This window comes from Dokdonella sp., assembly GCF_019634775.1.
Taxonomy (GTDB): Bacteria; Pseudomonadota; Gammaproteobacteria; order Xanthomonadales; family Rhodanobacteraceae; genus Dokdonella.
In genome coordinates, this window is record NZ_JAHCAS010000001.1 from 954,410 (window position 1) to 968,260 (window position 13,851).

12 protein-coding genes are annotated in these 13,851 nt (G+C 65.9%); 7 read left to right on the forward strand and 5 right to left on the reverse strand.

The features are described from left to right. Positions 1 to 27: 27 nt before the first annotated feature. The 3 genes from recF to dnaA all read right to left on the reverse strand — a co-directional run bounded on the left by recF (position 28) and on the right by dnaA (position 3,811). Positions 28 to 1,107, reverse strand: a complete 1,080-nt coding sequence (recF, locus tag KF907_RS04085) for a DNA replication/repair protein RecF (protein WP_291218453.1) — start codon at positions 1,105 to 1,107, stop codon at positions 28 to 30. A 76-nt stretch (positions 1,108 to 1,183) separates the two neighbouring features. Further along, the gene (gene dnaN, locus KF907_RS04090) at positions 1,184 to 2,284 is read right to left on the reverse strand and encodes a DNA polymerase III subunit beta (protein ID WP_291218456.1); all 1,101 of its coding nucleotides are present in this window, start codon (positions 2,282 to 2,284) and stop codon (positions 1,184 to 1,186) included. Between the two features lie 207 nt (positions 2,285 to 2,491). After that, positions 2,492 to 3,811: a chromosomal replication initiator protein DnaA gene (dnaA, locus tag KF907_RS04095; RefSeq protein ID WP_291218459.1), complete on the reverse strand. Its 1,320-nt coding sequence runs from the start codon at positions 3,809 to 3,811 to the stop codon at positions 2,492 to 2,494. 162 nt (positions 3,812 to 3,973) lie between these two features. On the opposite strand from dnaA, the gene rpmH reads away from it, so the two are divergent. From rpmH to KF907_RS04130, 7 genes are all read left to right on the forward strand, one after another. Next, complete coding sequence (gene rpmH / locus KF907_RS04100) at positions 3,974 to 4,120, forward strand: 50S ribosomal protein L34 (protein ID WP_291218461.1); 147 nt, start codon at positions 3,974 to 3,976, stop codon at positions 4,118 to 4,120. Then, positions 4,074 to 4,532, forward strand: a complete 459-nt coding sequence (rnpA, locus tag KF907_RS04105) for a ribonuclease P protein component (protein ID WP_291218464.1) — start codon at positions 4,074 to 4,076, stop codon at positions 4,530 to 4,532. Before rpmH ends, rnpA begins: the two co-directional genes overlap by 47 nt. Positions 4,533 to 4,624: 92 nt before the next feature. Further along, entirely contained in the window at positions 4,625 to 6,373 is a 1,749-nt protein-coding gene (gene yidC, locus KF907_RS04110) for a membrane protein insertase YidC (protein WP_291218466.1), read from the forward strand. Positions 6,374 to 6,380: 7 nt separating this feature from the next. Next, positions 6,381 to 7,727, forward strand: coding sequence for a tRNA uridine-5-carboxymethylaminomethyl(34) synthesis GTPase MnmE (gene mnmE / locus KF907_RS04115; RefSeq protein WP_291218468.1), 1,347 nt, complete (start codon positions 6,381 to 6,383; stop codon positions 7,725 to 7,727). A gap of 221 nt (positions 7,728 to 7,948) precedes the next feature. Then, on the forward strand, positions 7,949 to 10,243 hold the full coding sequence (locus tag KF907_RS04120) for a S9 family peptidase (protein ID WP_291218470.1): 2,295 nt from the start codon (positions 7,949 to 7,951) through the stop codon (positions 10,241 to 10,243). 1 nt (position 10,244) lies between these two features. Next, complete coding sequence (locus KF907_RS04125; protein ID WP_291218472.1) at positions 10,245 to 10,778, forward strand: LemA family protein; 534 nt, start codon at positions 10,245 to 10,247, stop codon at positions 10,776 to 10,778. Further along, complete coding sequence (locus KF907_RS04130) at positions 10,775 to 12,655, forward strand: DUF2207 domain-containing protein (protein WP_291218474.1); 1,881 nt, start codon at positions 10,775 to 10,777, stop codon at positions 12,653 to 12,655. The genes KF907_RS04125 and KF907_RS04130 overlap by 4 nt, the downstream gene beginning before the upstream one ends. A gap of 31 nt (positions 12,656 to 12,686) precedes the next feature. Here the strand turns inward: KF907_RS04130 and KF907_RS04135 are convergent, their stop codons facing one another. Beyond that, the gene (locus KF907_RS04135; protein WP_291218476.1) at positions 12,687 to 13,046 is read right to left on the reverse strand and encodes a gamma-butyrobetaine hydroxylase family protein; all 360 of its coding nucleotides are present in this window, start codon (positions 13,044 to 13,046) and stop codon (positions 12,687 to 12,689) included. A gap of 153 nt (positions 13,047 to 13,199) precedes the next feature. Beyond that, complete coding sequence (locus KF907_RS04140) at positions 13,200 to 13,817, reverse strand: hypothetical protein (RefSeq protein ID WP_291218477.1); 618 nt, start codon at positions 13,815 to 13,817, stop codon at positions 13,200 to 13,202. Positions 13,818 to 13,851: the final 34 nt, after the last annotated feature.

Here is a 13,851-nt window from a genome sequence, read left to right on the forward strand (position 1 = left end):
GCGCAGGCGTCGGAACGCAACGCGCCATTATAACAGGGGGTCGACGAGACGGCCGTGTTCCACGTGGAACACGGCCAGTCGCTCGACGCTGCTGCGCAGCGCTTCCGGCAGCTCGGTTCCCGTCACCAGTACCTGTGCCCCGCTCGCTCGCACCAACCCGATCACGCGGCTCTGGTGCTCGCGGTCGAGTTCGGAAGCGAGATCGTCGAAACACAACACCGGCCATTCGCCGTGATGCTCGGCATGCAGCCGAGCCTGGGCGAGGCAAAACGCCAGCGCACAGAGTTTCTCCTGTCCGCGTGACAGGTGTTCGCGCCGCGGCGCATGCTCGAAGGCGATCGACCAGTCGGCACGGTGCGGGCCACGTGTGCTGTGGCCGCGTTCGCGGTCGCGCGGCCTGCTCTCGACGAAGGCCCCTGCCAGACTGCCCTCACGCCAGCCGCGCTCGAACTCGAACACGACCGACCCCAGCTCGGGCACGAATCCGGCAAGGGTCTCGATCAGCAGTGGGCGCAGGCGGTCGGCGTAGGCGGTGCGCGAACAGGTGACCCGCTCGCCAGCCTCGGCCATCTCGTGTTCCCATGCAGCCAACTCATCCGCCGATTCGATCGAGCGCAGCAAGGCATTGCGCTGGCGCAGGCCGCGCTGGTAGCGGCGCCAGTCACCAAGGAATCCTTGTTCCACGTGGAACACGCCCCAGTCGAGGCTGCTGCGGCGTTCCTCGGCCGGGCCGTGGATCAACGCATGCGAGCCCGGCTCGAAGCAGACCACCGCGCACGCGCCAACCAGTTCGCCGAGGGTAACGTCGGCACCATCGAGGCGTGCTTCCAGGCGACCGCCGACCCGCCCCAAGCCGAGCCGGTGCACGCGCCCGTCCGGGCGGGTGAACTCGCCATGCACGGCGAAGCCGGTGCTGCCGATCGCACTCAGGGAATCACGGTTCGTCGCGCGGAACGAGCGGCCATGCGAGAGCAGGTAAACCGCTTCAAGCAGGCTGGTCTTGCCGGCGCCGTTGGCGCCGATGAAGGCTGTCCAGCCGTCGGCCAGCGCCAGGTCGAACCCATCGACGCAGCGCAGCCGCTCGATGCGCAGGCGGCTCAGGCGCATGCCGACCCATCCAGGCACAAAGAAAAGGCCCGCGCACCTTGTGATGCACGGGCCTCATGTCCACCGAACCGCGTCATCAGAGCCGCAGCGGCATGACCACGTGGCGCGTGTCGTCCGAATCGACTTTGCGCAGCAGGCAGCTCGACTGGGCGTCGCGCAGGCACAGCAGGATCTCCTCGCCGCCAAGGGCACCGAGCGCATCCATCAGGTAGTTGACGTTGAAGCCGACGCTGAGCTCGGCCACGCCGGTCCGCGCCTCGACCTCTTCGACCGCTTCTTCCTGCTCCGGGTTGTGGGCGACGATGCGCAGCTTGTTCGGGCTGACCTCGAGCTTGACCCCGCGGTATTTCTCGTTGGACAGGATGGCCGCGCGCTGCAGCGCCGAGCGCAGGTCCTCGCGGTTGACCCGCACGTCCTTGTCGGCACCGATCGGGATGACCGCCTCGTAGTCCGGGAAACGGCCGTCGATCAGCTTCGAGGTGAAGGTCACCCCTCCGCGGCGCAGGCGCAGGTGGTTGCGGCCGAACTCGAGCTCCACCAACCCTTCCCCTGGCTCGAACAGGCCTTGCAATTCCAGCACGCCCTTGCGCGGGATGATGATCTGGCGGCGCGCCGTGATATTGCCCTGCAACTGCGTTTCGGCCAGTGCAAGGCGGTGGCCATCGGTGGCGACGCAACGCAAGGCGTGCTCGCGCAGGTCGAGCAGGAGGCCGTTGAGGTAGTAGCGAACGTCCTGGTTGGCCATCGCAAACGAGGTCCGGCTCATCAGATCCTTCAGCGTTGCCTCCGGCAGGCTGACACGCTCGACCAGATCGATGCTGTCGATCACCGGAAACTCGCTTGCCGGCAAGGTTGCCAGGGTGAACCGGCTGCGTCCCGCACTTACCGAAACACGCTCGCCGTTCTGTTCGACCTTCACGCGCACGCCGTCCGGCAACGCACGACAGATGTCGAACAGCTTGCGTGCCGGAATCGTGACTTCGCCCTCGACGAGATCCTCGGCTCCGGTGCGCGCGATCATCTCGACTTCGAGATCAGTGCCGGTGAACGAGACCCCTTCGGCACCGACCTGCACGAGCAGGTTGGACAGCACCGGCAGCGTCTGCCTGCGTTCGACGACACCGACCACTTGTTGCAGCGGTTTCAGCAGAGCTTCGCGTTGCAGACTGAAGCGCATGTTCTGGTCCCTTCCTGAATTCTGTTTGTCTTGTCTGGAATCTTGTGCTGGTGGCAGGTGATGTGGGTAACCGGAATCCCTTCTTAAACTCCAGTAGAATCAATGAGTTGCACTGGTGCTCCACGGTGGGAAACCGATCTGGGCCGGTGTGCATCGACTGTGGATAATTCTAACCGCAGAAACGATCCCCCGTTTATCCACAGATGGTCAACCGGTCAAGCTGCGCAGCAGCTTGTCCCAGTCCTGGTGGAGCTTGCCGTCCGACTCGCGCAGCGATTTCACCGTGCGGCAGGCGTGCAGCACGGTGGTGTGGTCGCGCCCGCCGAACTGGTCGCCGATCTCGGGCAGGCTGTGTTCGGTCAGTTCCTTGGCCAGAGCCATCGCCACCTGCCGTGGTCGCGCCACCGAACGGCTGCGGCGCTTGGCCAGCAGGTCGGCAACACGAAGCTGGTAGTAGTCGGCGACGACCTTCTGGATGTTGGCGATGGTGATCGCCTGCGCGTGCACGGTCAGCAGGTCACGCAAGGTTTCCTGGGCAAAGGCGACGTCGATCGTGCGCCCGCCGAAGTTCGCCCGCGCGACCAGGGTATTGAGCGCACCTTCCAGGTCGCGCACGTTCGAGCGCATGCGCTTGGCGATCAGGAAGGCAACGTCTTCCGGCAGGTTGAAACCCCTTGCGGCGGCCTTGCTGAGCAGGATCGCCGCGCGCGTCTCGAAGTCGGGCGGTTCGATCGCCACCGACAGGCCCCAGCCGAGGCGCGACTTCAGGCGTGGCTCGAGGTTGTCGACTTCCTTTGGGAAGCGGTCGCAGGTCAGGATGATCTGCTGCTTGCCTTCAAACAACGCATTGAAGGTGTGGAAGAACTCTTCCTGTGTGGTGTTCTTGCCTGCGAAGAACTGGATGTCATCGATCAGCAGGGCATCGACCGAACGAAAGCGACGCTTGAACTCGTCCATGTTCTTCTGCTGCAGGGCGCGCACCATGCCGCTGACGAATTCCTCCGAACGCAGGTACAGCACCTTGGTGTTCGGCTTGTTTGCCACCATCAGATTGCCGGCGGCATGCATCAGGTGGGTCTTGCCGAGCCCGGTACCGCCGTAGAGCAGCAGCGGGTTGTAGGCGCGCCCCGGGTTTTGCGCGACCTGCATCGCCGCGGCCTTGCCGAGCTCGTTGGTCTTGCCCTCGACGAAGGTCTCGAAGGTATACGACGGATCGAGATTGTGCGTGGGCGCGGCCGGTTCCGCATGAGCGGCAGCCTTTGGTTTGCGCGCCGGCGCCTTCGATGTGGGCAGTGCACCGATGGCTAGATGGATATCGACCGGCGCGTGGTGCTGGTACTCGATGACCGTGCGGATGCGGGCGAGGAACCGCTCGCGCACCGCGTCGAGTGTGTACGCATTCGGTGCGAACAGATGCAGGCCATGCTCGTCCTCGCCGGCTTGGAGCGGCTTCAGATAGGTATGGATGTCCTCGGCACCGAACTCCGTCTCAAGACGTTCGAGGCAGCGCCGCCATAGCTCGCTCATGGGCCTCCCGTGGATCCGCGCATCGCCGCGCGTCACGTGGACGGCCGGCGGAACATGGCAGTCTACCCGTGCCGGGCGGCCCGGCGCCACCGCCGCTTGCTTGACGCTCCGATCCACGGCACCTATGATTCGCGCCCTTTTCCCTTTGCCAGCAGCCTGACCATGGCCACCAAACGCACCTACCAGCCGAGCAACATCAAGCGCGTGCGCACACACGGCTTCCGTGCCCGCATGAAGACGCGCGGTGGCCGCGCGGTCATCAATGCACGTCGCGCCAAGGGCCGCAAGCGCCTCGCCGTTTCTGTCTGAGGACGCCGCCGCGCGCGGACCCAGGGGGCGCCAGGAGCGCTTCGGTCATCCGCGTTCCGCGCGCCTGCTCAAGCCCGCCGATTTCGCCGCCCTGCGCGGCCGTTCGCGGCGGCTGGGTACGAGCCATTTCTCCGCTGAAGTCATGTCCACCGAAGGCGCCAGCGCGCGTCTCGGTCAGGCGGTGTCGCGCCGCGTTTCCAAGTGTGCAGTCGACCGCAACCGCATCAAGCGCGTGGTGCGCGAGAGCTTCCGTCACGTGCGCGCCAACCTGCCGGTCCTCGATATCCTCGTGATCGCGCGCAGCAGCGCGGCCGAGCAGGACAATGCCGCGTTGCGCGCGGACATCGCCCGCCTCTGGATCAAGCTCGCGGCATTGAAGGCGCCCGCGTCGGCCGGCACAATGCCGGGCTGATCCGCGCGCCGGCGCGCGCGCCGGCCTCAGTCGGCCGGTGCACCGGCTCCTTGCGCCGTAGCCCGGCGCGCCCCGCGAGAACCCGATTCCCGATGAACAACCCGCGCATGTTCCTGCTCGTGGCCCTGCTTGCGCTCGGCTACCTGGTCTGGTCGCAATGGCAGGCCGACTATGGCCCGAAACCGTCTGCTGCCCCGGCCGTCTCCTCGTCGTCCTCGCAGGCCGCGAGCACCATCGATGCGGCCGTGCCCAGCGCTTCCGCCGTGCCCGCCGCGGAGATGCCGAGCGCGAGCGTGCCACATGCGGCGGCAGAACCCGGCACAACCGTCGAAACGGCACCGAGGACAACGCCGATCATCATCACCACCGACGTCCTGCGGGTCGAGATCGATCCACGCGGCGGCAGCATCGTCAGCGCAGACCTGCTCGCCTACCCGGTGCAGCCGAAGGAGCCGGGGCCCGTGCGCCTGCTCGATACCGACCCGGCGCGGTTCTTCGTCGCCCAAAGCGGCCTGGTCAGCAACAGCCAGCCGGCGCCGGATCACAACGCGGTGTTCGCGGCCGCGCAGAACGAGTACACGCTCGGCAACGACGCACGCCTGGAGGTGCCGCTGACATGGACCGACGCGAGCGGTGTCGGCGTGCGCAAGCTGTTCGTTTTCGAGCGCGGCAGCTACGTGATCGACCAGCGCCTGGAGATAGACAACGCCGGCACGACCGCCTGGACCGGCAACGCTTATCGCCAACTGCAGCGCGTGCCCCACCTGGTCGACCGCTCGGGTCTCAAGGGTTACACCAATGTCGAGGGCTACAGTTTCAGTGGCGCGGCCTGGTACAGCCCCGAGGAGAAGTTCGAAAAGCGCGCGTTCGACAAGCTGGCCAAGGAACCGCTGAACAGCATGGTCACCGGCGGCTGGGTGGCGATGCTGCAACATTACTTCTTTGCGGCGTGGATCCCGCCGGTCGGTGAAGCCACCCAGTTCACCACCGCGATCAGCCCACACGCCAGCGGCACGCGCTACATCGTGCGCACGCTGTCGCCGGCCATCACGGTTGCACCGGGCGCAAAGGCGACTTCGTCAGCGAAGCTCTACGTCGGCCCGAAGAAGCAGGATTACCGCAACCTGCTCTCGTTCACCAGCGAGCTCGACGAGATCGCGCCCGGCCTGTCGCTGACCGTCGACTACGGCATGTTCACGGCGATTTCCGAGCCGCTGCACTGGTTGCTCGACAAGTTCCACCGCCTCACCGGCAACTGGGGCTTCGCGATCATCCTGCTCGTGCTCCTGATCAAGCTCGTGTTCTTCAAGCTCAGCGAGAAGCAGTACCGATCGATGGCGAAGATGCGCAAGCTGCAACCGCGCATGGCCGCCCTCAAGGAACGCTACGGCGACGACAAGCAGAAGCTCAACCAGGCCATGCTGGAGTTCTACCAGAAGGAAAAGATCAATCCGCTGGCCGGCTGCATGCCCATGCTGATCCAGATCCCGGTGTTTTTCGCGTTGTACTGGGTGCTGCTCGAAAGCGTCGAACTACGCCAGGCGCCGTTCATCGGCTGGATCCAGAACCTGACCGCGCCGGACCCGTATTTCGTGCTGCCGGTGCTCAATGCAGCGGTCATGCTCGTCACCCAGCACCTCACGCCGATGACCGGCATGGACCCGGTGCAGGCGAAGATCATGAAGTTCATGCCGGTCGTGTTCTCGGTGCTGTTTGCCTTCTTCCCCGCCGGCCTCGTGCTGTACTGGACGGTCAATGGCGCGCTCGGCCTCGCCCAGCAGCTGGTCATAACGCGTCGCATTGAGAGCGGCGAATCGGCGGCAGCAGCCAAGGCGAAGTAGGCCCGGCATGACGGCGCCAGGCGACACGATCGCCGCGGTCGCCACCGCCGCGGCAGCCGGAGGCATCGGCGTCGTGCGCTTGTCGGGTGCAGGCGCCGCCGGCATCGCCACCACCCTGCTCGGCCATCCGCCACGCGCACGTCACGCACACTTCTGCCGCTTCCGCGCGGCCGACGGCGAGGTGATCGACCATGGCCTGCTGCTGTGGTTTGCAGCGCCGCACTCGTTTACCGGGGAGGACGTGCTCGAACTGCAGGCACATGGCAGCCCGGTCGTGCTGCGTCGCCTGCTCGCTCGCTCGCTCGAACTCGGCGCGCGCGTGGCCCGCCCCGGCGAGTTCACCGAACGCGCCTTTCTGAACGGCAAGCTCGACCTGGCCCAGGCCGAGGCCATCGCCGACCTGATCGCCAGCGGGTCCGAAACGGCGGCGCGCGCGGCCATGCGCAGCCTCGATGGCGAGTTCTCGCGGCGCGTGCACGCACTTGCCGAGGGTCTGGTGCGCCTGCGCCTGTGGACCGAAGCGGCGATCGACTTCCCCGAAGAGGAAATCGACTTCCTCGCCACCCCTGAACTCACCGACGACCTCGCCGCCCAGCGCGCGGCACTCGCCGATCTGCTCGTCGCCACACGCCGCGGTGTGCGGCTGGCCGATGGCCTGCATGTCGTCATCGTCGGCCGTCCGAACGCCGGCAAGTCGAGCCTGCTCAATGCACTGGCCGCCAGCGAACGCGCGATCGTCACCGACGTCGCCGGCACCACGCGCGATGTGCTGCGTGAAACCATCGATCTTGACGGCATCGCTCTTACCCTCGTCGATACCGCCGGCCTGCACCATTCCGAGGACATCGTCGAACAGGAAGGCATGCGCCGCGCGCGCGCCGAACTCGCCCGCGCCGACCTGGCCGTGCTGGTCAGCGACGACACGCACGCCGTCGCCGACCTGTGCCTGCTCGAAGGGCTGGACCCGGGTGCCGCCCGCCTCGTCGTCCACAACAAGATCGATCTCGCCGGACAAGTGCCGCACCGGGACGTGCTCGACGGCACGACACATCTGTGGTTGTCCGCACGCAGCGGAGCCGGCCTCGAAGCGCTCGTCGCCGAACTCAAGGCGCATGCCGGCCACGGCGAAGCCGGCGACGGTGCCTTCACCGCCCGCGCCCGCCATGTCGACGCCCTTGAGCGCGCGCGCGACCACCTCGACGCTGCCGCCCACGCCCTTGTCGTCACCCGTGCCGGCGAACTTGCCGCCGAGGAACTGCGCCTTGCCCACGAAGCGCTCGGTGAAATCACCGGGCGCTTCACCCCCGACGATCTGCTTGACCGGATTTTCGCGAGTTTCTGCATCGGCAAGTGAGGCGACGCGTTCACGCGGCTGGCCACGAGGAGGCGCGTGCGGCAGGTGGATCCGGACATTCGTCGTCGCGCCGGCTGCCGGCCGAGTGCTTGACCCACCGGTCACGTAGCGGGTGACCCCAGGCGGCACAGCGACCCCGCCACGGGCGCGGTGGGCCCCAGGACCGGCCATCGCAGTCGATGCCGTTGCGGGATAATGCGTGCCTCGAGGGGAGGAATCCGATGCGTCTGCTGCTTGCCGCGATCCTGATGGCTGCCACGGTCGAGGTCGTGGCCGAACCGCTCACGATCGATCGCATCTTTGACGGCGGCAGCCTCGACGGGCCGTCCCCGCGTGGTTTGCAGATTGCGCCGGATGGTACGCGGGTGAGCCTGTTGCGGGCCAAGGCGTCCGACCAGAACCGGTTCGATCTTTGGGCCTATGACATCGCGACGAAGCAGCTTGCCCTGCTCGTCGATGCCGATGCCGTTGCGCCGGATGAAACGCTCTCGGCCGAGGAAGCGGCGCGGCGCGAGCGTGCGCGTACGGCTGGCTTCAGCGGCATCGTCGACTACCACTGGTCACCGGACGGGAAGAAGCTGCTGTTTCCGCTCGGCGACACGCTGTATCTGTATGACCTCGAGGTGGACAGGACCAAGGCACTGCGCGCGCTCGACACCGGCGGCGCCATGCTCGATCCGCGCATCTCGCCGAAAGGTGGTTACGTGTCGTGGCTACGCGAGGGCAATCTGTGGGTGCTCGACCTTGCCGCTGCCGACGCCAAGCCACGCCGGCTGACCCATGACGGCGGTGCCACGGTACGCAACGGCGAAGCCGAGTTCATCGCGCAGGAAGAGATGGGTCGCAACCGTGGCTACTGGTGGGCGCCGGACGATTCGCTGATCGCGTTCCAGCGTTACGACGAGAAAGCCGTTCCGATAGTTCGCCGTTTCGAGATCCAGGCAGAGCGTACCGATGTCATCGAACAGCGTTATCCGGCGGCCGGCGAGGCGAACGTCGCGGTGAAGCTCGGCCTCGTCGCACCGGGCGGTGGTGAAGCGCGCTGGATCGACCTGGGCAGCGATACCGACGTCTATCTCGCCCGCGTCGACTGGTTGCCGGATGCAAAGCGGCTGTCCTACCAGTGGCAGTCACGCGACCAGAAGCGCCTGCAACTGCGCTTCGTCGATACCGCCACGCTCGAACAGCACACCATGCTCACGGAAACCCGCGAGACGTGGATCGAACTCAATGACGACCTGCGTTTCCTCGCCGACGGCAAGGGTTTCATCTGGGGAAGCGATCGTAGCGGCTTCCATCACCTCTACCACTACGGCCTCGATGGCAAACTCATCGCGGCCATCAGCGCGGGCGAGTGGAACATCGACCGCCTGTTGGCCGTCGATGTAGACCGAGGCTACGTCTACGTCGAGTCGAATCGTGATTTCGCCGGTGACCGACAGCTCTATCGCCTTGCCCTCGATGGCAGCACGGCGGATGCTCCGCAACGCATCAGCGAAGGCGATGGCACGCATCAGATCGCGTTCTCGCCCGATGCGCGCTTCTACGTCGACACCTTCTCCGATCCGCGCACACCGCCACAGGTCAGCCTGCATCGAGCCGACGGCCAGCGCATCGACTGGATCGAACGCAATGCTTACGACGCCACGCATCCGTTCGCGCCGTATCGCGGCACGGCACCGGTCGCCGAGTTCGGCAGCCTGCTCGCAGCCGATGGCCAGGCCTTGAATTACCGCTTGTTCAAGCCGCCGGGCTTCGATCCGTTGAAGCGCTACCCCGTGTTCAACTTCTACTACGGCGGGCCCGGCGTGCAGCGTGTCGTGCGTGCCTGGGGCGATCCATCGACAGCGCGCGCCAATGCACAGGTGCGTTTCTGCCAGTACATGGCACAGCAGGGCTATGTCGTGTTCACCCTCGACAACCGCGGCATGGCCCGCCGTGGCCGCAGGTTCTCCGATGCGATCCACGGCCAGCTCGGCACGATCGAGGTGGAAGACCAGCTCGCCGGCATCGCCTGGCTGAAGAAGCAACCCTGGGTCGACGGTTCGCGCATTGGCGTGTTCGGCTGGAGCTATGGCGGCTATCTGACCACCATGCTGCTGGCCAAGGCCTCCGATCAGATCGCGTTCGGGGTTGCGGTCGCCCCGGTCACCGATTGGATGCTGTACGACACCCATTACACCGAGCGCTATCTCGGCCACCCGGCGCAGAACCGGGCCGGATACATCCGCAGTGCGCCATTCGCCTGGCTCGATGGCTTCGAAGCGCCGTTGCTGCTGATCCACGGCATGGCCGATGACAACGTGCTGTTCAGCAACACCACCAAGCTCATGGCCGAATTGCAGGAACGCGGTATCCGCTTCGAACTGATGACCTATCCGGGCGGCAAGCACGGGTTGTCCACGCCGGCGATGAGCAAGCATGTCCATCACACCATCGCTGAAGCGTTCGCGCGCCATGTACGCGATGCATCACGCGCGCCGGCCGCAGACACTTCGCTCGGCGACGGAGATTGACATGCTCGTCGCCACCCTGGTCGTGATCAGCTTGCTCCTGCTCGGAGCGGTCCTCGTCTTCAACCGTCTCGTCACCGACCGCAATCAGGCGCGCGCCGCCTGGAGCGACATCGACGTGCAGCTCACGCGGCGCTACGACCTGACTCCGCAGTTGGTCGCCGCCGTGCAGGCCTATGCCGACTACGAGCGTGCGACGCTGACGGCGGTGACCGAACTGCGCACGCGCGCACACACTGCAGTCGACCTCGCCGATCGCGCGCGTCTCGAGGACGAACTCGGCCGCCAGATCGAACGCCTGCTCGTGCTGGCCGAGAGTTACCCGGATCTCAAGGCCAGCGGCAATTTCCTGCAACTGCAGCGCGACCTCGTCGCCATCGAGGACCACCTGCAGTACGCGCGGCGCTTCTACAACGGCGCCGTGCGCCAGCTCAATACACGCATCGAGCGCTTTCCGGATCTCATCGTGGCCCGTTTGGCCGGTTTTTCCCGTTTGCAGTTCTACGAAGCCGAACCTGCGCAGAGGAGCGCACCATGACGCGATGGCTCATTGGCATCCTGCTGTTGTGCACGGTCACGTTCACGCGCGCCGATGAGCGCATCCTCGAGTACCACAGCGACATCGCCATCGCCGCCGACTCGACGATGATCGTGGCCGAGACGATCCGCGTGAATGCCGAAGGCAACCGCATCCGCCGCGGCATCTATCGCGACTTCCCGACCGCCTACCGCGACCGCAATGGCCGGCGCGTCAACGTGTCGTTCGAGCCGCTCGAGGTCAGTCGCAACGGCGCGCCGGAACCCTGGCGTGCCGAGCCGTTCGCCAATGGCGTGCGCGTCTACTTCGGCGATCCGGAGGTATTCCTCCAGCCCGGCGAGCACACGTATGTGTTCCGCTACCGCACCGCGCGCCAGCTCGGCTTCTTCAAGGAGCACGACGAGCTGTACTGGAACGTCACCGGCAACGGTTGGGATTTCAACATCAATCGCGCCAGCGCGACGGTCAGCCTGCCCGGCGACGGTGCGCGCGGCAGGCTGAAGGTCGAGGCCTACACCGGCGAACAGGGCTCGACCGCGCGCGATGCGACGGCCGGTGTCGACAGCGAAGGCAATGCCGTCGTGGCCACGCGCAATGTCTTGCCTCCGTACCATGGCCTGACCCTCGTCGCGATGTTCCCGAAGGGCATCGTCGGCGAACCGTCGCTGGCCGACCAGGCACGTTGGTTCAGTCGCGACAACCGTCGCGAGGCGATCCTGCTCGGCGGTCTCGTCGTGCTCGTGCTGTTCCTCTTCCTGCAATGGCGACGGCTCGGCCGCGATCCCGAGAAGGGCGTGATCTTCCCTCAGTACGATCCACCGCACCGCATTTCGCCGGCAGTGATGCGCTTCGTGCGCAGGATGGAGTACGACGACCGCTGCTTTGCCGCCGACGTGGTCCTGCTGGGCGTGCATGGTGCGCTCGAGATCGCGCAGCAGGGGCGCACCTACGTGCTGCGCAAGCGCGCCGCACCGGGTCCGGAACTGCCGGATTCGGCGAAAAGCCTCTACACCAACCTGTTCAGACAGGGTGCCGAGCTGGTCCTGAAGCAGTCCGACCACGAACGCATCGGCGGCATCCGCAGCGAGCACCGCAACTTCATCAACGACAAGTACGCCAAGGACAACTTCCGCCGCAACGACGGCATTGGCTGCTTCGGCGTGCTGTTCACCATTGCCGTCGTGACTGCAGCCTTGTTGCTTGATTCGCTCGACCCTACGGTCGAACTGATCATCCTGACGATTGTCACCGGACTGCTCGCGATGGTCACAGCCGGCCTCATCATGGGGATGATCGCGGCGCACGAGGAAGGAACCGGGATCGTCGCCAAGAGCATCTGGGCAGTGCTCGTTGCGGCTGTGACCGCAGCCACCGGCTATTTCCTCTCGATGTGGTCCAGCGTGATCTTCGCCGTGCTCGTCGCCGCGATCTGTGCTTCACAGGTTCCGTTCGGATTCCTGATGCGTGCGCCGACCGTGGCCGGGCGCAAGCTGCTCGACCAGTTCGACGGCCTGCGCCTGTACCTCGGCGTGGCCGAACGTGACGAACTGGCGCGTGCCAAGGAACCGCCGATGACGATGGACGAATACCAACGCCTGCTGCCGTACGCGATGGCGCTCGAAGTCGAAAAGACCTGGGGTGACCGCCTCGCCGCGGTGATGGGTGCCTCGGCGGCCGCCGCAGCCGGCGCGGCGATGGCCTGGTACCACGGTTCGAGTGGTCGCGGCTTCGACGCCGGCAGCTTCGGCAGCTCGCTCAACTCGTCGTTGTCGAGCGCCATCAGCTCCTCGTCGACTCCACCCGGATCGTCGTCCGGCGGTGGCGGTGGTGGTTCATCGGGTGGCGGTGGCGGCGGTGGCGGCGGCGGCGGGTGGTGAAACATCGCCATGACGCCAGGCCGATCGCGTATCACACTTCGCGCGAACGTCCTGCTGCGTCGAGCGCATCGAGGTAGTCGCGCCAATTGCGCTCATGGTCGCGGCCGAGCGCGTAAAGGACGTCCCAGGAATAGATGCCGGTCTGGTGGCCGTCGCTGAACTTGAGCAGCACGGCGTAGTGGCCGACCGGGATGATCTCAACGATCTCGACATCGGCCTTGCCGGTCACCAGCACCTTCTGCCCGGGCCCGTGACCCTGCACTTCCGCACTCGGCGAGTTCACACGCAGGTATTCGGCCGGCAGACGGAATACTTCGCCGTCGTCGTAGGCAACCTCGAGCACGTGCGAGGCGCGATGCAGGGTGATGCCGATGGGGACGGGGGCGTTCATGGCGATGATCGGATTGGCAGCCTCGCGTCCGGCACCCGCGGTGTTGTCACGCCGGGAGGCAATCGGTGCACGACGCGCGCGCAAAGGGCGGTCGCAGCCGGATTTCTGGATAGAACGGTTTCAATACAGGCGCGCCACCAGCCGAGATGGCGATCACGGACGGTCGCGCGAGTCGATCCGCGCGCGTGGCGCAAGCGGATCGCCCGGCGAACCGGCAACCTGCCAAAGGGCGTCGAGGTAGCCGGTGCCGAAGCCGATTGAGGCGATCTCGTCAAAACCATAATCGCCGGAATCGGCGTACCAGTGTGCGTTCGGGTCGATCTCGCGCAGGATCAGCGCATCGCTTTCGACACCGATGAGCTGGCCGATGTAACTGACCTCGCCGGCTTCATCCTCGACGACGTTGACCGAAACGATCGGCGCATGACGCATCGCCGATTGCGCGATCGAGGCCCAGTCATCGAGCGAGAAGTCCTCCAGCATGCGCAATTCCTCGCCGCGGATCGCCAGTGCCTTCTCCACGAATTCGCGGGACGGGTCCTCCTCGATCTGGCTGAGATCGGCGATGGCGAGCACGACGTAACCGTCGAAGCGCATCGCATCGCCGACTTCGGCGATCAGGCAGAAGTCGCGGGACAGGCCGATCACGTAGCCGTGGATCCAGCCGGGCTGGATGCGCTCGCGGGCAAAGCGCATAGGCACGCGTTGCTCGAATGATTCGCGCAGGACGGCACGCTGGCCGCGGGACTTGAACGGAACGACGGTGGTCATGGTGCTATGGTCGGATGATCGGACGCTTCGTGCA